This window comes from Caenispirillum bisanense (genome assembly GCF_900230255.1).
Classification (GTDB): domain Bacteria; phylum Pseudomonadota; class Alphaproteobacteria; order Rhodospirillales; family Rhodospirillaceae; genus Caenispirillum; species Caenispirillum bisanense_A.
The window spans coordinates 445,630-465,337 of record NZ_OCNJ01000001.1 but is presented as its reverse complement, the minus strand read 5'-3'; the positions used below and the strand labels follow the sequence as shown (position 1 = coordinate 465,337).

The window sequence follows — 19,708 nt, the reverse complement described above, 5'->3', positions numbered from 1 at the left end:
GCTCCGGGTTAGTGCTTCGGCGCATCGGGGCGATGCATCCGACGACGACGACCGGGCAGATCAAAGAAGGCGCAGGCAATGAACGAACGTGACCGGGTAAATCCGTATCTTGACCATTTGGTTAGGTTTCGGCGGGTGCCCAGCACGACCGTGATGGGGCCCGCCACCGCCCGCCCGGGATCCAGGGAAGGACGGCAAGGGCGTCCGGGCCGTGTCGTCGTCGTCGTCGTCGTCGTCGTCGTCGTCGGGCCCCGTGCGGCCCGCCACCGCCCCGGGACCGCCGTAGGGGCGCCTGGGGCGCCGGGACCGCCGCAGGGGCGCCGGGGGCGACACCAACACCGGGCGGCCCCCACCGACCACCTATGCGGCCGGCGGCGGCGCCAGCTTGGCGAGGACACGCTGTAGCGTCACGGCCTGCCACAGACCGCGGCCCGACGGCGTAGGCACGCCCTCGGCGTTCAGGCGATCGGCGAGACGTCGAAGGGACGCGCCGGGCTCCTCGGCCTGCAACCGCTCGATCACCGGCGCAAGGTCTTCTGCCCGGCGGACGGCGCCGCCCTTGCGCGCTTCCCGGGCTGCATCTCGACCACGGGCCGCCGCCTCGGCGTCGGGACCGGGGCCGCCGCCGATGCGCTTCCCGCGCGCCTTCGCCACCGCAAGGGCCGCCTTGGTCCGGGCGCTGATGGCCTCGCGTTCCTGCTGCGCGACCAGGGCCATGATCCCGACCGTCAGGTTGTTCGCGTCGGGCATGTCGACCGCGACGAACTGCACCCCCGCATCCCGCAGGGCCAACAGGAAGGACGCATTGCGGCTCAGGCGATCCAGCTTGGCAATGACCAGCGTCGCACGGTAGGCCCGGCAGAGGCGCATGGCCTCTTCGAGCTGCGGCCGGGCGTTGACCTTGCCGCTTTCTACCTCGGTGAACTCCGCCAGCGGCGGGAACCCGCCCCGCGACGACGTGAAGGCGCGCACGGCATCCCGCTGGGCTTCGAGCCCGAGGCCGCTGCGCCCCTGCCCGGCCGTGCTGACGCGGTAGTAGGCGACGAACCGGGGGCGGTCGGCGGCGGCGGTGGGCAGGTTCGACACCATGATGATGCTCCGTTACATGTCGTCCAACGTTCGTTGCACCATATGTAACACCCTCGCGCCCGCCATAGCAAGGCTCAAGGACGGGGACGACAACGGCGGGATTTTGCGTCTTCCGCCTGCATTGAAGTGAAACGGGACACGAAACGGGATGAAAAGGCGGAGCTATTGAAACTACGACAGTATTTTGTCTCGTTTAATGTTTCTTCTGCGCCTAGCAAATAATGGCATTGACGATCTTTTGTTTTAGGCTTCTTCTTGTGGCGTGAGCACATCAACCAAAGGAGACATGCCATGTACCTTTCTATCGTCCCCGGCGCCCGCACGGGCTACGCCGTGGGAACCTCCGAAGCCGCCCTGCACGGGGAATACTGCCCGCCGCCCCAGACCGGCGCCGCCTACTGGATCAGGTGCGAGGCGGTGGCGCGGTGGCTGGATCGCGTGGCGCCGGCCCCCGCTGCTGTGACCGCCGTCGCCCTCGGGCCCTGCCTCGATGACGCGGCCGCCGCCCTGGTCGCCGAAGTCGTCGAAGAGTGGTGCGACGAGAACGGCGTGCCGCTGGTGCGCGGGTGCTTCGAGGCTGCCGACGGCGAGGCGGTGGCGCCGGGCGACGCGGCCTTGCGCGGCCTGCACCGGGCGCAGGAACGCGCCGCCACCGCCGCGGCCGCCTTCCATCCTGCCGCCCTTCTGGCCGTGGCCTCGGCGGTGCAGGGCGCGGCCCGCCGGCCGGGCGTCGGTGCCTGACAACGAGGTGCCGGGGCCGGTGCTCCGGCGCCGGCCTCGCATCGGCGTACCCGATGGAAACCACGGGAGGAACCACGCTTCACAAAGTTCAATTGTAGGTGCATGGTGGATGGCGGGAGTGGCTGTACTCGGGGATTAGCCACTCCCACCGAGGGGCGCGGCCTTGGGGGGTCTTTAAGGGCGCGTCCCTCCTCACACTAACCCGTGTTTGTAGAAATGAAAACCGCCGCCGCGACGGACACGCCGCTGCGCCGCCGGCCGCGCACGGCGTTGCGGGCGCCTCGGGGCCGCGGTAGGGTGCCGCCGCCCCCACCTCGCGCGATCCCGACGACAGATGCAGCCCGATCCCGACCGCCTCCGTGACGAACTTGTCGACGTGCTGGGCGACCTATGCGACCGCCTGCCAGATGAGACAGCTCGATCCGCCGTGGCGGCGGTGGCGTCGCTGGTGCCATACCTGCCCGGGCCCCTGCTGGCCTCGCTGATGGATCAGGTAGCGAGCTGGCGCGCAGGCGACCCGGCGCCCGCCGTCGCCGACCGGATCGCGCTGCTGTGCCGGCCCGTGGCCGGTAGGGGGTAGGCCACCCCTGGGGTACCCGTCCCCGCGATTGCGTACAAATGCGTAAACCCGCTCGACAAAATTTGCGGTCGCCAAAACCAAATCCGCTAATTTCCGCTGAACAGCATGTGCCGGGCGCGCTACCCTGTTGCTCCGACGGCGCCGCGGTGGCTCGCGGCCAAAGCAGGGAAACGCACCCCATGTTCTACCTAATCAAGAAGCTCTATGAGCTGTTTTCCCTGCTGTTCTTGATCGGCTGGATCCTCTACCTGATCCTCTCGTGACACAGCCGCCCGCCACTTGCGCGCCCGTCCCACCGCGTCGGGGCGGCGCGGCGGCGCCGTCACAGCACTGGTCACCTGGGCAGACGCACCCGCCGGACCAGCCTACGCGCTAACCCCCGGATCTGTGCCCACGCTGTGCCCACGCGGGCAGGTTCACCGGCCGGGCCCGAGATCGGCGCGGCGGCGCCAAGCCGCTAACCACCTGAAAAAGCGCACAAAAAAAAGACCCCCAGGTCGAACCTGGGGGCAAGTAGAACAGGGAGGCTTCACGTCTGGGAGACGTAGGATCCGAGGACCCTTGCATCGGGCTCTCGCCCGATCGGAGTTGGTGGTCGTGGACCACCGAAACTCGGGGCCGGTGTCTGCGGCGATGTGCGTCGCAACAACCGACGACCGGAGATATAGGCGATGCCATCGCCGGCCGGTACCCGAAAATCCGGGGGTCACCCATGCCTCGCGTGCATGCCTCCGGCGCGGTTTTCCAGGCGTTGCCCAAACTTGAGGCAAGAACCCCATGCGCAGGGGTCATGGCTCGTTCCGGCGGCACTTTTTTGTGCAGTGCCGAAGCAGCAGCGTCCGGCTACGCTCTTCGGCGTAGAGGCTGCGGGCGAGACTTGCGCGCGATCCGCGTGCCGCACCGACGGCTGCCGCCGGTGGATCGCCGCCACGGGATTGACAGTCTCAGCGGGCGTCCCCAGGGCGCAGCGGCAGCTCGGCCAGGGTATCGCCGGTGGTCGGATCGACCACCCGCAGCAGCCGATGGCCGCCGCCGCCGACGGCGATGCGCAGGTCGCGGCTGGCCGGCACCCCGGCGGCATCACGCGGCCCGAGCATGCGGAAGATCTGGTCGGGCGTCCCGAGCACCGTCAGGGCCGCCGTCGCCGCCCGCGCCGCCACGGCCGCATAGCGCAGGTCGGTGGACGGGCCAGAGGCGGCGATGACGTGGCGGAAGCGGCCGCCGTAGCGTTGCAGGCGCAGGAAGGTCATGGCCCAGGCCGGCACGAAGGCGCGCGGGTCGTAGGGCACCGCCCGCTCGCCGAGCAACACGGAGAGGCCGCCGGCCGGCGCCGCCGGGTCGGGCGGATCGGCCCGCTGCACCATGCCGAGGTCGCCGCCGGCGATGCCCTCCGCCGGCCGGTCGAGCAGCGCCATGACCGGCGCCCCTTCGCCCGGCGCCGCACCCGCCAGCAGGGCGTTCACCCGTTCCGCGTCGAGGCCCGCCGGCAACGCCACCACGTCGACACCGGGCAGGAATCCGGCGCGGCGTGCCTCGGCGACGGCGGCGTCGACGGGATGGTTCGTGGTCACGATGCGCAGGGTGAGGACGTCGGGCATGGGTCGGCGGAAGGTCCCGTGGTGGCAGAAACGGCGGCAGCCATTCTCTATGACGATCGTTATATTGTGCGCCGGACGGTGGCGCGCCAACCCACGTACGAAAGGCTTGGTCACGCTACGAACTGTGACGAGCTGTGACACGTTGGTGGCAGCCGGAACCCGGTAGGCAGATCGGAACGTTCACCCTCCAGTCGGCGTCGCATGCGCCAGACAACCGTTCACCCCTGAAGCACGGAAACGCCATGACCCCTCGCTACGCCCCGGACCTGGCGGTCGATACGGATGCCGCCGCCGCCGTCCTCGCCGAACTCGGCAACGGGACGCGCCTCACCATCTTCCGCCTGCTCGTCAACGCCGGGCCGGAAGGCTTGTCGGTCGGCGACATCCAGGGACGGCTCGGCATTCCCTGGTCGACGCTGTCGCACCACATCTCCCGCCTGGTGCGCGTCGGGCTGGTGGAACAGATCCGCGACGGCCGCACGCTGCTGTGCCGCCCGCGCCACGCCACGCTCAACACCGTGCTCGGCTGGCTGACGGAAGAGTGCAACCTGCCCTTCGTCGCCCAGACCCGCAACGGCATGCACGCCTACGGCGCCGCCGAGTGACGCCGCCGGTCGGACGGTCCCGCCCGGCCGCCGCGTCCCTTCCCCCGGGACGCCGGCGCCGGGGACCGTCGCCGCTGGCCGCGCTTGCCGGAGCCCCGCCCGGCACGCCATGATGCGCGGACCGCCGCCCCCGCCGCGAGTCCGCCGCCATGCCCCCATCCTCCCCCCATCGCACCGCCGTCGCCGGATTGATCCCGGCGGCCGGGCGGTCGTCGCGCATGGGCCGTGACAAGCTGACGACAGAGGTCGCCGGCCGCGCCATGCTGCGTACGGTGGCGGAGGCGCTGCTGGCCGGCGGCTGTGACCCGCTGGTGATCGTCTGCCGCGGCCCAACCGATGCCCGCCGCGCCGCCCTCGCCGGCCTGCCCGTCGCACTGGTCGACGCCCCGCGGCCCGAGGACGGCATGGGCGCCAGCCTCGCCGCCGGTGCCGCCGCCCTCCCGGCGGATGCGGTCGGCGTCGCCGTCTGCCCCGGCGACATGCCGCTGCTGACCGCCGACGACGTCGCCCGCCTGCTCGCGGCCTTCGACGGCACGGGCGTCGCCGCCGCCGCCCACGACGGCTGCCGCGGCCACCCCGTGGTGTTCCCGGCCCGCCTGATCCCGGCGCTGCGCGGCCTCACCGGCGACCAGGGCGCGCGGCCCGTGCTGGCGGCCGAGCCGGTGACGCTGGTGGCGGTCGGCCGCGGCTGTCTGGTGGACGTCGACACCCCCGCCGACCTCGCCGCCCTGCCCGGACGCGAAGGCTGACCTTTCCCCGGCGCCCCTGCGCGCCATATACTAGGGACCAAAGACCGATAATCCCCCCGAGGAGGACACCCATGGACGATCGCACGCGCACCGAGATCGAGGCCGCCGCCTTCCGCGGCCTGGTGGCCCATCTGCAGAAGCGCACCGACGTTCAGAACATCGACCTGATGAACCTGGCCGGCTTCTGCCGCAACTGCCTCGCCAAGTGGTACCGCGCCGCCGCCGAGGCGCGCGGGGTCGAGATGTCCTACGACGACGCCCGCGAAGTGGTCTACGGCATGCCCTACGACACCTGGAAGGACCAGCACCAGCACCCCGCCTCCGACGAGCAGAAGCGCATGTTCGAGGAGACCAAGCCGCTGCACGCCGACATCAGCGGCCACGTCTGAGTCCCCCGTTTCCCTTTGCCGCCGCTGGAGTTTTCCCGGCCATGCTGATCGATCCCTTCGGCCGTCATGTCACCTACCTCCGGGTCTCGGTCACCGACCGCTGCGACCTGCGCTGCACCTATTGCATGGCGGAGGACATGACGTTCCTGCCCAAGCGCGACCTGCTGACGCTGGAGGAACTGGACCGCATCTGCTCGGCCTTCGTCGAGCGCGGCGTGAAGAAGCTGCGCATCACCGGCGGCGAGCCGCTGGTGCGGCGCAACGTCATGCAGCTGTTCCGCGCCCTCGGCCGCCACCTGCAGAGCGGCGCGCTGGACGAGCTGACGCTGACCACCAACGCCAACCGCCTCGCCCTCTTCGCCGACGAGCTGGCCGACATCGGCGTGAAGCGGGTCAACGTGTCGCTCGACAGCCTGAAGCCCGACCGTTTCCGCACCATCACCCGCACCGGCGACCTGGACAAGGTGATGGAGGGCATCATGGCCGCCAAGAAGGCGGGCATCCACGTCAAGATCAACGCCGTCGCCCTCGCCGGCCAGAACGAGGACGAACTGCACGAGATCGTGGAATGGGCCCACGGCGAGGGCTTCGACGTCACCTTCATCGAGACCATGCCCATGGGCGAGGTGGAGGAAGACCGCACCGACCGCTACCTGCCCCTCTCGGTCCTGCGCGAGCGGCTGGAGGAGCGCTGGACGCTCACCGACATCCCGCTCACCACCGGCGGCCCGGCGCGCTACGTGCGGTCGGCGGAGACGGGCGGGCGCATCGGCTTCATCACGCCGCTCACCCACAACTTCTGCGAAGGCTGCAACCGGGTGCGGCTGACCTGCACCGGCACCCTGTATATGTGCCTCGGGCAGGAGGACGCCGCCGACCTGCGGGCCGTCATGCGGTCGACGGACTCCAACGAGGCGCTGCACGCCGCCCTGGACGAGGCCATCGCCCGCAAGCCCAAGGGCCACGACTTCATCATCGACCGCGGCGCGCCGCGCTTCGCCGTGCCGCGCCACATGAGCGTCACCGGCGGCTGACAGCGGTTTGGCGGAAAAGCGTCGAACATCGGCGCTTCGCCACCTGCCGGCCCGGCGGCGCCTCGGGCATCCTGCTCCACAGGTTCACCCCTGAGCAGGAGCCAGGACCCATGCCGAGCGCCGTCACCGAAATCCCGCCCGCCCCCGCCGCCGAAGCCGCCGCCCATTTCGCCGCCAAGTTGGGCTTCGAAACCGACTGCTGGGACGTCCACGCCAGCCTGAGCGCGGGCAAGGCCGACTTCGTGCTGCTCGACGTGCGCAGCCCGGCGCTCTACGCCGAGGGCCACGTGCCGGGCGCGATCAACCTGCCCCACGGCAAGATCGTCGCGTCGAAGATGGCGGAATGGCCGGAGGACACGGTCTTCGTCGTCTACTGCGCCGGACCGCACTGCAACGGCGCCGACCGCGGCACGCTGCGCCTCGCGCGGCTCGGGCGGCCGGTGAAGCTGATGATCGGCGGCATCACCGGCTGGCTGGACGAGGGCTTTGCCCTGAAGCCGGGCGATCAGCCCTGACCAGCTGGCGACGGCTCGTCGCCAGCTGGACGGCGCAAGTGCGCCGCGCGGCTCCTGCCGCGGGAGCCAAGCGGCCACAGGCCGCGCCCGGCGCTTGAGGGCCAGCCGTGATCGGTCACGATCACGGCTGCATGTGATGAGTCTTGAACCGCCGCCGGTAGTCCAGCGGCGTCACGCCGAGCCGCTTGCGGAAGTGCTGGCGCAGCGCCGCCGCCGTCGGGAAGCCGGCGGCGGCGGCGACGTCTTCCACCGACAGCGCCGTCGCCTCCAGCAGCTCGCGCGCCCGCGCCACCCGCTCGCCCGCCAGCCAGTCGGCGGGCGAGGTGCCGGTGGCCTCGCGGAAGCGGCGCAGGAAGGTGCGCTCGCTCATGGCGGCCAGCCGCGCCATGGCGGCGACGGAATGCTCCGCCGCCAGGTCGCGGCGCAGGGTCTCGAACAGGGCGGCGAAGCGGCTGTCGGCGCGGTCGGGCAGCGGGCGGTCGATGAACTGCGCCTGGCCGCCGTCGCGGTGGGGCGGGATGACCAGCCGGCGGGCCACGGCGTTGGCGACGCGCGGGCCGAAGTCGCGCCGCACCAGATGCAACGCCAGATCGAGCCCCGCCGCGCTGCCGGCCGAGGTCAGCACCTGCCCGCCGTCGACGTAGAGCACGTCCGGATCCACCTGGATGCGCGGGAAGCGGGCCTGCAGGCGGTCGGTGTAGCGCCAGTGGGTGGTCGCCCGCCGGCCGTCGAGCAACCCCGCCGCCGCCAGCACGAAGACGCCCGAGCAGATGGACAGGAGCCGTGCGCCGCGCCCGTATGCGGTGCGCAGGGCGTCGAGCAGGTCGGCGGGCGGCGTTTCGTCGGGATCGCGCCAGCCGGGGACGACGATGGTGCCCGCCTCCGCCAGGTCGGCGAGGCCGCCGTCGGCCTCCACTCTGATGCCGCCCATGGCGCGATAGGGGCCGGGGCCGACGCCGCAGACCTGGAACGTATACCAGTCGTCGCCGAATTCCGGACGCGGCAGGCCGAAGACTTCCACCGCGATGCCGAACTCGAAGGTGCAGAGCCCGTCGTAGGCGAGCACCGCCACCCGGCGGTTCGGCATGGCTGCCGCCGCGGCTGTCCGGTCGAGGGGCTGGACGAGCGTCATGGGGTGTCGTGCCTCTGGCGGGCGGTCTCGGTCCCGGCAGCTTACGGGGCCGGATCGGCGTCGGCAACGGGGGCGGCGAAGCTGCCGCGGGTCTCGCCGTAGGCCTTGGCGATCTCGGCCCCGAACAGGAAGATCTGCGACGAGAAGTAGACCCAGATCAGCACCACCACCAGCGCGCTGCCGGCCCCGAAGGTGGTGCCGATGTCGCGGCTGCCGATGTAGAGCCCGATGAGGCCCTTGCCGATGGAGAACAGCAGTGCCGTCGTCACCGCCCCCACCAGCACCTCGCGCCAAGCCACCGTGCGGTCGGGCAGCACGCGGTAGGTGACGGCGAACATGGCGGTGATGACGAGGTAGGAGACGGCGAGGTTTACCGCCTGCGCCACCACGGCGAAGCCGCCCGGCCCCTGGATCTTCGCCGCCACCGCCGCCAGCGCCATGCTGACCACCAGCGACACCAGCAGCAGGAACCCCAGCACGACGATGAGCGACAGACTGAGGAGGCGGATGCGCACCAGGTCCCACACCATCCAGCGCGGCGACGGCTTGGCCTTCCAGATTAGGTTCAGGCTGTCCTGCAATTCGGCGAAGACGGTGGTCGCCGCGATCACCAGCACGACGATGCTGGCGAGGGTCGCCAGGGTGCCGCTGCCGCCGGCGTAGGCCTGTTCCAGCATGCCGGCGGCGGCCTGGGCGCCGGTGTCGCCGACCACCTGCCGCACGGCGTCGATGACGCCGCCGCGCGCGGTTTCTTCCCGCAGGAACAGGCTGGCGACGGTGACCACCAGGAACAGCACCGGCGCCAAGGAGAAGGTGGTGTAGAAGGCGATGGCCGCGCCCTTGGACATGGCGCGGTCCTCGATGAACGCCGCCACCGCCCGCTTCACGATGCGAAGGACCGTGCCGCCGATCATGCGCCCTCCCCTGCCGGTGCCTCGGGCAGGAAACGCGCGACCGGCGGGCGCGGTGCCTCAGCCGCGGCCGATGTAGGGCATCTTGGTCGCCATGATGGTCATGAACTGGATGTTGGCCGACAGCGGCAGGCTCGCCATGTGGACGACGGCGCGCGCCACCTCGGCCACGTCCATGCGCGGCTCCACCATGGTCTCGCCGGTGGCCTGGAGGATGCCGGCGGCCATGCGGTCGGTCATTTCCGTCGCCGCATTGCCGATGTCGATCTGGCCGCAGGCGATGTCGAAGGCGCGGCCGTCGAGCGACAGCGAGCGGGTCAGGCCGGTGATGGCGTGCTTGGTGGCCGTATAGGGCGCCGAGAACGGCCGCGGCACGTGGGCGGAGATGGAGCCGTTGTTGATGATGCGGCCGCCCTGCGGATCCTGCCGCCGCATGATGCCGAAGGCGGCGCGCGCGCACAGGAAGGCGCCGGTCAGGTTGACGTTCACGACGGCCAGCCAGTCCTCCACCGACAGCTCGTCCACCGGCACCGGGGGCGCGCCGCGGCCGGCGTTGTTGAACAGCACGTCGAGGCGGCCGAACTCGGCGACGGTGCGCTCGAACACTTGGTCGACGGCGGCGGCGTCGGAGACGTCGGCCGGCAGCACCAGCGTGCGGGCCGATCCGGCCTGGGCGGCGGTCTCGCGCAGGGGCTCCTCGCGCCGGCCGACCAGCGCCACGGCATAGCCCGCCTCCGCCAGCGCCAGCGCCGCCGCCCGCCCGATCCCGGTCCCCGCCCCCGTCACCAGCGCCACCTTCGCCATGCCCCGTCTCCTCGTGTCGGTTCGTTTGTGAAGACACGATTGTGGAGCGGCGCGGTCGGGCTTTCAACCGCGGCGACGCGGGGGTCACTCGGCGCCCAGCTTCTCCCGCACCGGGGCGCAGGGGTCTTCGCCCTCTCGGTCCTCGGTGAAGAAGGGCGACAGCGGCATCATGAGCAACTTCTTCAACGCCTGGCCCACCAGTTCCGTCTCGTCGACGCCGATGTCGCCGCCGACGGTGCCCTGCACGGTCAGGACGGTCGGCGCGTTGAACAGGCTGAAGTCGTGCGGCCGTACCCGCAGTCGCACCTGCAACGCACCCGTCTCCAGGTCGAGCGTGCCGTCGCCCAGCACCGTGTCCTGCGCCGCCTCCAACAGCATGGGGTCGCCGTGGACGACGCCGTCCTTCACCTGCAACGGCAGGATCATGCAATGGATGGGCGAGTCCGGGTCGGTGCTGAACAGCGAGGCGACCACCTCCGTCACGTCCAGGCCGATGCCCTCGATGAGCACATTGCCGATGCCGCCGCGGCCCATGTAGAGCAGCGCCTCGCCGTCCAGCGACGAGGCGATGGCGTGGGCCGAGCCGCCGCGCCCGCGCAGGTCGATCCGGCCCTGGACGGTGCCCCAGGTCGCCATTTGCGGATCAAGGTCGCCGACCAGGGGCTTCAGCTCCACGTCGCGCAGCCGCAGCGCCGCCGCCAGCGCCGGCGTCTTTTCCCCGGCGTCCACGGTCACCGTGCCGCCGACCGAACCGCCGGCGAGGCCGAGGGAGACGGGGTCGAGGCGCAGGCGACCGCGCTCCAGCACCGCGTGGCCCTTCACGTTCTGCAGGATCCGCCCGCCGCCGCGGATCTCCTGCGCATCGAAGCGCACATCGCCGGCCACCGAGCGCAGGCCCTCCAGGTCGAAGGGGTCGTCGGGCAGCAGCGCCCCCGGCGGCGCATCGGGCGCCGCCCGCTCGCCGGTCGCCGCGCCGCGCACCTCGTCGCCGCCGACGAGGCCCGCCAGGTCGGCGAAGTCGAGGCGCCTGGACGCCACGTCCGCCTGCACCACCGGTACCTCGCCCCCGGTCTCCACCGACACCGTTCCGCGCAAGTCGCTGGCGCCCAGGCTGCCGGCGAAATCGGCCAGCCGCCACAGCGTCCCCTCCGACGTCAGCCGGCCCTGCACCGCGTATTGCGGCGTCGCCGGCAGCGGCAGGCCGAGGATCTGCGTCAACTGGTCGAGGCTCGGCCCCGTCAGGTCGATGGCGGTATCGAAGCCGGTGAAGGCGAGCGGCTCCGCCACCGTGCCCTCGATGCGGGCGGCGGTTTCACCGGCGGTGACGGACAGGGCGACCGGATAAGGCTCCGCCGCCTCCTGCAGCGCCGCGACGGACCCGAGCGTGCCCTCCATCGCATAGGCGGCGCCGCGCCATGATCCCTCCGCCGCGAGCGCCACGCCCTCGGCCGTACTCTCGGCCGTCAGGGTGGCGAAGACCGCCTCCAGCGGCTCCACGTCCGGCTCGCGGTAGACGATGCACATGTTCTCGAAGGTCAGGCGTTCGATGTCGGGCACCTCGGTGCGGTCCTGCGGCGTCGCCGCCTCCACTGCCGCCGCGCCGGCCCCTTCGGCGGGCGAGAAGTCCCAGTTGGCGCGGCCTTCGGCGTCCTTCTCCAGGGTGACGACGCCGTCGGCGAGGTGCAGCCCGAGGATGCGGATGCGCCCGCCGAGCAGCGCCCGCAGGTCCATCTGGAAGGCCAACCGGCCGATCTCCGCCATGTGCGGCTGCGACGCACCTCCCGGGTTGGCGAAGCGCACGTCGTGGGCGACCAGCGCCGGCGTCGGGGTGAGCAGGTCGAGGTCGAGGTCGCCCCCGATGGTCAGCGGCCGCCCGACCATGCCGGAAGCGCGCTCCGCCAGCGGATCGCGGAAGCGGTTCCAGTCCATCACCGCGACCGCCGCCACCGCCAGGGCCGCCAGCCCCAGCAGCGCCGCGAGAAGGGTCGCCGCGATGGCGACGAGGGCGCGGAGACTGCGGATCATCATGCTGCTGAAACGCGCCACGCCCCGCCGCGATGCGCCGCTCGGTCGGCGGTCGGCGCTACAGGCTCGCCATGGCCTCCGCCGCGATGGTGAAGGACCGCAGCCGCGCGGCGTGGTCGAAGATCTGCGCCGTCACCATGATCTCGTCGGGCGCCGCCTCTTCCACGAAGGCGGCGAGGCCCCGGCGCACCGTCTCCGGCCCGCCCACCACCGAGCGGCGCAGGGCATGGTCGATGCCGGCCCGTTCCTCGGGCGCGCAGACCGACGCGATGTCGTCCACCGGCGGCGGCACCTGGTCGGGTCGGCCGCGCCGCAGGGCGAGGAACTGCTGTTGCAGCGAGGTGAACAGCCGCCGCGCATCGTCGTCACCGTCGGCGGCGAAGACGTTGAGGCCGAGCATGACGTGCGGCTGCGCGAGTTGGCGCGACGGCCGGAACTCGCTGCGGTAGAGCCGCACCGCATCCATCATGGCGCCGGGCGCGAAGTGCGACGCAAAGGCGAAGGGCAGCCCCAGCATGGCCGCCAACTGGGCGCTGAACAGGCTGGAGCCGAGCAGCCAGATGGGCACCCGCAACCCCTCCCCCGGCACCGCCCGCACCGTGCGGCCGAAGCCGCCCGGCTCGCCCGGCTCGAAATAGGCCTGCAACTCCTGCACATCCTGCGGGAAGCGGTTGCCGGTGTCGCCCATGTCCCGGCGCAGCGCCGCCGCCGTGCGCTGGTCCGTCCCCGGCGCCCGCCCGAGGCCGAGGTCGATGCGGCCGGGATAGAGGCTTTCGAGCGTGCCGAACTGCTCGGCGATCACCAGCGGCGCGTGATTGGGCAGCATGACGCCGCCCGACCCGACGCGGATGGTGGAGGTGCCGCCGGCGATGTGGCCGATGAGCACCGCCGTCGCCGCGCTCGCCACCCCCGGCATGGCGTGGTGCTCGGCCAGCCAGAAGCGCCGGTAGCCCAGCGCCTCGGCGTGGCGGGCGAGATCGAGCGCATTGCGGAAGGCCTGCGCCGCATCGCCGCCGCGGACGATGGGCGCGAGGTCCAGGACCGACAGCGGCACGCTCATCGGCGCGCCCGCTCGAACTGCTCCCGTCCGGCCTTGTCGAGGGCCGCGATCTCCTCCTCGTCCAGCATGATGGCCGCCGCCGCCACGTTCTCCTCCAGGTGCTTGAGGCTGGACGTGCCGGGGATGGGCAGCGTCATCGGGCTCGCCGCCAGCAGCCAGGCGAGTGCGATCTGGCCCGGCGTCGCCTCGTGGCGACGGGCGATGTCGTCGAGCAGCGAGCCGGGCTTGGCGAGGTCGCCGGCGGCCAGCGGGTACCACGGGATGAAGACGATGCCCTCGCGCTCGCAGTAGCGCAGCACCTCCTCGCTGGTGCGGTCGACCAGGTTGAAGCGGTTCTGCACGGTGGCGACCGGGAAATACTCCTGCGCCGCCTCGATGTCCTCGACGCTCACCTCGCTCAGGCCGACGTGCGTCATCACCTCGTCGTCGTAGAGGCGGCGGATGGCGTCGAACTGCTCGTCGCGCGGCACCCGCGGGTCGATGCGGTGCAGCTGCCACAGATCCAGCGTGTCGACGCCGAGGGTGCGGCAGCTCTTCAGCGCCTGCTGGATGAGGTATTCCGGCCGGCCGAGCGGGATCCACTCGTCGGGGCCGGTGCGCACCAGGCCGCCCTTGGTGGCGATCACCAGGTCGTCGTAGGGGTGCAGCGCCTCGGCGATCAGTTCCTCCGACACGTCGGGACCGTAGCTGTCGGCGGTGTCGATGAAGGTGACGCCGAGGTCCGGCAGGCGGCGCAGCAGCCCGAGAGCGCTTTCCACGTCGTCGGGATAGTCCCAGATGCCCGGGCCGGTCAGGCGCATGGCGCCGAACCCGAGGCGCGACACCTCCAGGGCGTCGTCGAGATCGGCGCCGATCAGGATGGTACCGGCGGCGGCGGCGTCCAGCTCTTGCATGAGACTCTCCTTGGTGAGGTACGTCTTTCGCCGCGCTCGGTGCGGGCGGCCAGGGGTCGCGAGATGGGGGGCGCGATGCCGCGCCGCAACCGTCACCCCGCCGCCGCGGCCGCGGCAGCCGCCGTCAGCGCCCGGCCGAGGTCGCGGATGAGGTCGTCGGCGGTCTCCAGGCCGATGGACAGGCGGATCACCTCCGGCCCCGCGCCGGCGGCCTTCTGCTGCTCCTCCGTCAACTGGCGGTGGGTGGTGGAGGCCGGGTGCAGGATCAGCGAGCGGGTGTCGCCGATGTTGGCGAGATGGCTGAACACCTGCACGTTCTCCACTACCTTGCGCCCGACCTCGTAGCCGCCCTTCACGCCGATGGTGAACACCGCGCCGCAGCCCTTGGGCAGGTACTTGTCGGCCAGCGCCTTGTAAGGCGACGTCGGCAGGCCGGCGTAGGACACCCAGCTCACCTGCGGATGATCGGCCAGGAAGGCGGCCAGCTTGCGGGCATTCTCCACGTGGCGGTCCATGCGGACGTGCAGCGTCTCGATGCCGGTGATGGTCAGGAAGGCGTTCTGCGGCGACAGGCTCGGGCCGAAGTCGCGCAGGGCGACGGCGCGGGCCTTGGTGGTGAAGGCGAAGTCGCCGAAGGTCTCGTAGAAGGTGAGGCCGTGATAGGCCGCCTCCGGCTGCGTCAGCGACGGGAACTTGTCGTTCTGCGCCCAGTCGAAGGTGCCCGATTCCACGATGCAGCCGCCGACGGCGTTGCCGTGGCCGCCGAGGAACTTGGTGGTGGAATGGACGACGATGTCCGCCCCCCACTCCATGGGCCGCAGCAGGTAGGGCGTCGCCATGGTGTTGTCGACGATGAGCGGCACGCCGGCTTCATGCGCGATGGCGGCCACCTTCTCGATGTCGACCACGATGCCGCCGGGATTGGCCAGCGCCTCGATGAAGATGGCCTTGCACTTGGGCGTCAGGGCCTTGCGGAAGGTCTCCGGGTCCGTCGGGTCGACGAAGTGGCAGGTCCAGCCGAGCTTCTTGAACGACAGGCCGAACTGGGTGATCGACCCGCCGTAGAGATTGCGCGAGGCGACGAACTCGTCGCCCGGCTCCAGCAGGGTGAAGAAGGTGAGGAACTGCGCCGCGTGGCCGGAGGCGCAGGCGACGGCGGCGCGGCCGCCTTCCAGGCTCGCCACCCGTTCCTCCAGCACGCTGACCGTCGGGTTGGTCAGGCGCGAGTAGATGTAGCCGAAGGTGTGCAGGTTGAACAGCGACGCCGCATGATCGGCATCGTCGAACACGTAGCTGGTGGTCTGGTAGATGGGCGTGGTGCGGGCGCCGGTGGTCGGGTCGGGCGCGGCGCCGGCGTGGATGGCGCGCGTTTCGAAGCCGTAGGACAGGTTCTTCTCCGGCCCCGTCTCGGACGCGCCTTCCTTGTTGGGCGCCTTGCGCGGCTTGGAGGAAATGATGCCCGAGTTCACCCCCGACCACGACAGTTCGCCGCCCAGGCGGCCGTATTCGATCTTCGGGCAGCGGTCCATGACGACGGTCAGCCCGGCCGCCTCGGCCTTGGCGGCGGCCTCGTCGTTGCGCACCGACAGCTGCATCCACACCACCTTGGCACCGATGGCGATGGCGTCGTCGACGACGGGCCCGACCTGGTCGGAACGCCGGAAGACGTCGACCATGTCCACCTTCTCGGGGATGGAGCGCAGGTCGGGGTAGACCGTCTCGCCCAGCAGTTCCTGTCCCGCCGCGCCGGGGTTCACGGGGATGACGCGATAGCCCTTCTCCTGCAGGTACTTCATGACGAAGAAGCTCGGCCGGTTCCAGTTGGTGGACGCGCCGACCAGGGCGATGGTCTTGGTCTCGCGCAGGATGCGGGAGAGCAGGATGTCGGGGTAGGAGATGGGGGCGTTCATGGACGTCGGGACCTTTTCCTTCTTGCGGGCCGTGTCACTGTATCGGACGCGAAACGGCAGGCAAAGGGACGCTGCACCCGCGCCGATCGGGCCGACGCCCTCCGTCAGCCGCCGGCGGCGCCGACGCCCGCTCCGCCCCCGGCGGTGGCGACGACGACGATCAGCACCGGCACGATGGTGATGCCCACCAGCACGAGGCCGGCGGCGCGGTGCGCCAGGTTGACGGTCCAGCCCATGGAGGGACGGCGCTTGCGCACGAACAGGCGCGGGTCGCGCTTGCAGAAATAGAGGCCGATACGGCCGTGGCCCCAATGGGCATCGTCCTGCCACAGGGCATCCAGGTCGTGTTGCGAAAGGGACATGGAAGACGGGCTCCGCGGTGGTTTCGGGGGCGGCTTCTATCCGGGTGGGCGGCGGTGCGGAAGGGCCGTTTCCACCCCTGCCGCGCAGACCGCCGGGACGCCGGCGCGGTTCCGGCTCAGGCCGGCTTGCAGGCCAGGTCGTAGAGCGCCGCCGGGGCGTCGGAGCCCCACTGCAGCCCCGCCGGCAGCTGGTCGGCCGACAGGTCGGCGTCGGCCGGCACCATGGCGTTGCGGCGGCCGGCGCAGTCGACCAGATGGCGGCCGACGATGGTGTCGGCCATGCGGTCGAGCAGCAGCACGTCCACCATCACCATGTCCGGATGCGCCGGGTTGCGCAGGATGCTGCCGCGGTCGAGCACCACCAGGCGGTCGGTCACCGGATGGATCGCCGACCACGGCTCGATCAGGTTGGAGAAGGTCAGCCGCTCGATCACCACCATCTGCGGCGGCAGCAGCTTCTCCGTGTTGGCGGCCCACTGGTAGCGCAGGTAGGCGGTGACGCCGACGATGGCCACCGCCGCCACAGCCATCACCAGGGTGCGCGGCGCCTTGCGGCCGGTCAGGCGGAAGGCGGCCATGAACACGCCGGCGGCGGCGAAGGCGGCACAGGCGGCGATGACGACGTCGAGCAGCATGGGTCGAGGATACTCCGGACGGAACGGGTTACACGAGAAGGTCTTGTAGACGGGTCGCCTGCTTGCCGTCCATGTATGTCGCCTGGGCGAGCAGCAGTTCGGCGCAGGCGAGCGCATCGGCGAGCGCATGGTGGCCGCGGTAGCGCGGCAGGCCGTAGCGGTCGCGGCAGGCCTGCAGCCGCATCTCGCCGCTCTTGACCTCGCGGCCGGTGCGGGCGGCGCGGCGGCGTTCCAGCGCCAGGGTGTCGACGTAGGGCACCCGCAGCGGCAGGCCGTAGACGCTGCGGCAGGCGGCGTCGAGGAAGCCCTGCTCCACCAGGGCGTGGTGGGCCACCGGGATGCGCCCGCGCAGCGCCGCCAGGAACTCCGGCAGCACGTCGCCGAGCGGCGGCGCGTCCTCCACGTGGCGGTCGAGGATGCCGTGCAGGACGGCGCTCTCGCCCGGCATGGGGCGGTCGACGCGCACCAGCGAGTACCCCGCCTGGGCGAGCCGCACGGCACCGCCCACGATGGGCACCCAGCCGATGCTGACGACGACGTCCTTGCGCGGGTCGAGGCCCGTGGTTTCCAGGTCGACGGCGAGGAACTCCACCTCGCGCCACGGCTTGTCGAGCGTGGCGTAGTCGGCGGCGTAATACTGGCGCAGCGGCCCGCCGCCGGCGCGGAAGGCCAGCCACCAGCGGAGCAGGTCCAGGCTGATGAGGTTGTGAATGGCGGAAAACGGCATGGTTCAGGCGCACTCCCCCCGGATCGCGTCCATGCCGGTCAGCCCATGCCGCCGCGGTAGGTGGACGCCGCCGCGCTTTGCATGTTCTTGACGACCGTGAAGGCGTCCTTCAGGTGGCTGCGCTCGAAGGACGACAGTTCCTCCGGCCGCAGGTAGTTGTCCGCCGACTGCCCGTCGCGGATGAGGCGCGCCTGATGGCGCAGCCGCACGAGGCCGAGGAATTCCAGCGCATCCATCAGATCGCGCGAGCCCTCGCGGCTGACCTTGGCGGTCTCGCAGGCGGCCTCCAGGCGGTCCTTGGTGTTGACCTGCGGCAGGCCGGCGTCGAGCGCGTAGATGCGCGCCAGGTCGACGATGGGCACGATGCCGGTGTGCTTGAGGTCGAGCGCGTGGTCGTGGTCGCCGCCGCTGATGAGCACGAGGTTGCGGAAGAACCCGAGCGGCGGCCGGTGGGTCAGCGCGTTGCCCGTCATGTGACCGAGGAACAGGCGGCTGCCCTGCGCCTTCTTCAGCACGTGGGCGTGCAGGTCGTCGAACAGGCCCATCTCGCCGGCGATGGGGCGCATGTCGAAGAACACGCTGGAGTACATGAGCGCCTTGGGCTGAGGCTCGTCGATCCAGCGGCCGAAGGTGGCCTTCCAGCCGGTCAGGCTCTGGCGCCACTTGGGGTTCATGGCCATGACGTCGCCCGGGCACAGGATGTACCCGGCGACGGCGAGGCCCTGGCAGACGAAGGTCGCCAGCTTCTCGAAATACTCGCCATGGCGGGCCGGGTCGTAGTCGTCGGACAGGACCATGCAGTTGTCCTGGTCGGAGCGCGCCGTCTGCTCGTTGCGCCCCTGGGACCCGACCGCCAGCCACAGATAGGGCACCGGCGGCGGGCCGAAGGCCTCTTCCGCCAGTTGCAGGATGCGGATGGTGGCGGCGTCGGCCAGCGACGAGATGGCGTGGCCGATGGCGTAGGAACTCGCCCCGCTCGCCACCAGGTCGTGGACGATGTCGGGGATGATTGTCAGGGCCTGGCCGATGCCCTCCGGGTCGTGGCGCTGGTAGATATCGCCGGCGACCAGGGCGGTGGAGCGGGCCTGGTTGCGCAACAGGTCGGTGACGGTGATGACGCCCGCCGGCTTGCCGTCGGCGCGGGTGATCGGCAGGTGGTGGATGGCGTGGCGCGACATCAGCAGCATGGCCTGGAACAGCCAGGCGGTGGCCGGCACGCTCAAGGGGTCGGCGGTCATGATGGCAGCCACCGGCTCCTGCGGCGAGCGGGCCGCAGCGACCACGCGGTTGCGCAGGTCGCGGTCGGTGACGATGCCGCACAGCTGGTCGCCGTCGAGCACCAGCAGGCACGACACGTTGGCCGCGGCCATGGTGGCCGCCGCCTGCTGGATGGTGGCGGCGCGGTCGATGACGATGGGCTCGCGCTTGACCAGTTCACCGACGCGCCGGGTGGTAAGGCCGCTGGCATCGGCGTCGGTGCCGGCGGTGACGCGGGCGCCGCGCAGGCGGTCGCCGCCGGTCGGCGAGAAGTGATAGGCGAAGGAGGCGTGCTCGTCGCGCAGGCGGTGGAACTCGGCCGCCGGCACCTGGTAGAGCAGCGCGTCCTCGATGGCGACGATGTGGTTGACGGCAAGGCCGCCGCGCAGCAGCGCCCGCAGGCCTGCCAGTTCGCCCTCGCCTGCCCGCGCCAGCAGGTTGCCGTCCGGGTCGCGGGTCTCGAGCGCGCCGGAGCGCACGATGCTGAGCGCGTCGACCCGCTCACCCGGCGTCATCAGCACGGTGTCGCGGCGCAGGTAGCGTACCGACACGAGCCGCGCCAGCGCCGTCACCTCGGTGTCGGGCAGCAGGTCGAAGGGGTGATGTCCGGCGATGAAGTCCCGGATGTCGGCAATTTCCGTTTCCATGATCTGATCCCTCCCCAGGGTGGTCACGGCCCGTCTTGCGGTGCG

Annotated in this window: 20 protein-coding genes; 7 read left to right on the top strand and 13 right to left on the bottom strand. The window is 71.2% G+C overall.

Annotated features, from left to right (window positions below; genetic code table 11):
- Positions 1–360 precede the first annotated feature (360 nt).
- A complete protein-coding gene (locus tag CRP50_RS02320; protein ID WP_097277355.1) occupies positions 361–1,089 on the bottom strand; it encodes a recombinase family protein in 729 nt (242 codons plus the stop codon).
- A 291-nt stretch (positions 1,090–1,380) separates the two neighbouring features.
- On the opposite strand from CRP50_RS02320, the gene CRP50_RS02315 reads away from it, so the two are divergent.
- Together CRP50_RS02315 and CRP50_RS24970 are read left to right on the top strand one after the other, a co-directional pair.
- A complete protein-coding gene (locus tag CRP50_RS02315; protein ID WP_097277354.1) occupies positions 1,381–1,830 on the top strand; it encodes a hypothetical protein in 450 nt (149 codons plus the stop codon).
- 618 nt (positions 1,831–2,448) lie between these two features.
- On the top strand, positions 2,449–2,673 hold the full coding sequence (locus CRP50_RS24970; RefSeq protein WP_141415052.1) for a hypothetical protein: 225 nt from the start codon (positions 2,449–2,451) through the stop codon (positions 2,671–2,673).
- Between the two features lie 681 nt (positions 2,674–3,354).
- On the opposite strand, the gene CRP50_RS02305 is transcribed toward CRP50_RS24970, so the two are convergent.
- Positions 3,355–4,008, bottom strand: coding sequence for a hypothetical protein (locus CRP50_RS02305; protein ID WP_097277352.1), 654 nt, complete (start codon positions 4,006–4,008; stop codon positions 3,355–3,357).
- Positions 4,009–4,250: 242 nt separating this feature from the next.
- Here CRP50_RS02305 and CRP50_RS02300 point away from each other — a divergent pair, with 242 nt between their 5' ends.
- The 5 genes from CRP50_RS02300 (at position 4,251) to CRP50_RS02280 (ending at position 7,300) form a co-directional block, all read left to right on the top strand.
- On the top strand, positions 4,251–4,613 hold the full coding sequence (locus CRP50_RS02300; RefSeq protein ID WP_097277351.1) for an ArsR/SmtB family transcription factor: 363 nt from the start codon (positions 4,251–4,253) through the stop codon (positions 4,611–4,613).
- A gap of 149 nt (positions 4,614–4,762) precedes the next feature.
- On the top strand, positions 4,763–5,362 hold the full coding sequence (locus CRP50_RS02295) for an NTP transferase domain-containing protein (RefSeq protein WP_097277350.1): 600 nt from the start codon (positions 4,763–4,765) through the stop codon (positions 5,360–5,362).
- 71 nt (positions 5,363–5,433) lie between these two features.
- Positions 5,434–5,751 carry a DUF1244 domain-containing protein gene (locus CRP50_RS02290; protein ID WP_097277349.1) on the top strand — a complete coding sequence of 106 codons (318 nt, stop codon included), beginning with the start codon at positions 5,434–5,436 and terminating at the stop codon, positions 5,749–5,751.
- Between the two features lie 41 nt (positions 5,752–5,792).
- Positions 5,793–6,785, top strand: a complete 993-nt coding sequence (gene moaA, locus CRP50_RS02285) for a GTP 3',8-cyclase MoaA (protein WP_097277348.1) — start codon at positions 5,793–5,795, stop codon at positions 6,783–6,785.
- Positions 6,786–6,895: 110 nt separating this feature from the next.
- Positions 6,896–7,300 (top strand): rhodanese-like domain-containing protein, encoded by a 405-nt coding sequence (locus CRP50_RS02280; protein WP_097277347.1) that lies wholly within the window; start codon positions 6,896–6,898, stop codon positions 7,298–7,300.
- A 121-nt stretch (positions 7,301–7,421) separates the two neighbouring features.
- On the opposite strand, the gene ftrA is transcribed toward CRP50_RS02280, so the two are convergent.
- The 11 genes from ftrA to CRP50_RS02225 form a co-directional block, all read right to left on the bottom strand.
- Entirely contained in the window at positions 7,422–8,432 is a 1,011-nt protein-coding gene (gene ftrA, locus CRP50_RS02275) for a transcriptional regulator FtrA (RefSeq protein ID WP_245913335.1), read from the bottom strand.
- A gap of 41 nt (positions 8,433–8,473) precedes the next feature.
- Positions 8,474–9,346: a YihY/virulence factor BrkB family protein gene (locus CRP50_RS02270; RefSeq protein WP_097277346.1), complete on the bottom strand. Its 873-nt coding sequence runs from the start codon at positions 9,344–9,346 to the stop codon at positions 8,474–8,476.
- A gap of 57 nt (positions 9,347–9,403) precedes the next feature.
- Positions 9,404–10,147, bottom strand: a complete 744-nt coding sequence (locus CRP50_RS02265) for an SDR family oxidoreductase (protein WP_097277345.1) — start codon at positions 10,145–10,147, stop codon at positions 9,404–9,406.
- An 84-nt stretch (positions 10,148–10,231) separates the two neighbouring features.
- Positions 10,232–12,175, bottom strand: a complete 1,944-nt coding sequence (locus CRP50_RS02260; protein ID WP_141415051.1) for an AsmA family protein — start codon at positions 12,173–12,175, stop codon at positions 10,232–10,234.
- Positions 12,176–12,230: 55 nt separating this feature from the next.
- Positions 12,231–13,232 carry an LLM class flavin-dependent oxidoreductase gene (locus CRP50_RS02255; protein ID WP_097277343.1) on the bottom strand — a complete coding sequence of 334 codons (1,002 nt, stop codon included), beginning with the start codon at positions 13,230–13,232 and terminating at the stop codon, positions 12,231–12,233.
- Positions 13,229–14,125, bottom strand: a complete 897-nt coding sequence (locus CRP50_RS02250; protein ID WP_097277342.1) for an aldo/keto reductase — start codon at positions 14,123–14,125, stop codon at positions 13,229–13,231. Before CRP50_RS02250 ends, CRP50_RS02255 begins: the two co-directional genes overlap by 4 nt.
- A gap of 92 nt (positions 14,126–14,217) precedes the next feature.
- Positions 14,218–16,035, bottom strand: coding sequence for an O-acetylhomoserine aminocarboxypropyltransferase (locus CRP50_RS02245; protein ID WP_097277341.1), 1,818 nt, complete (start codon positions 16,033–16,035; stop codon positions 14,218–14,220).
- Positions 16,036–16,139: 104 nt separating this feature from the next.
- Positions 16,140–16,397, bottom strand: coding sequence for a DUF5808 domain-containing protein (locus CRP50_RS02240; RefSeq protein WP_097277340.1), 258 nt, complete (start codon positions 16,395–16,397; stop codon positions 16,140–16,142).
- A gap of 116 nt (positions 16,398–16,513) precedes the next feature.
- The gene (locus CRP50_RS02235) at positions 16,514–17,032 is read right to left on the bottom strand and encodes a hypothetical protein (RefSeq protein ID WP_097277339.1); all 519 of its coding nucleotides are present in this window, start codon (positions 17,030–17,032) and stop codon (positions 16,514–16,516) included.
- A gap of 28 nt (positions 17,033–17,060) precedes the next feature.
- Positions 17,061–17,759 (bottom strand): exonuclease domain-containing protein, encoded by a 699-nt coding sequence (locus tag CRP50_RS02230; protein ID WP_097277338.1) that lies wholly within the window; start codon positions 17,757–17,759, stop codon positions 17,061–17,063.
- Between the two features lie 38 nt (positions 17,760–17,797).
- A complete protein-coding gene (locus tag CRP50_RS02225; protein WP_097277337.1) occupies positions 17,798–19,663 on the bottom strand; it encodes a putative nucleotidyltransferase substrate binding domain-containing protein in 1,866 nt (621 codons plus the stop codon).
- Positions 19,664–19,708 lie beyond the last annotated feature (45 nt).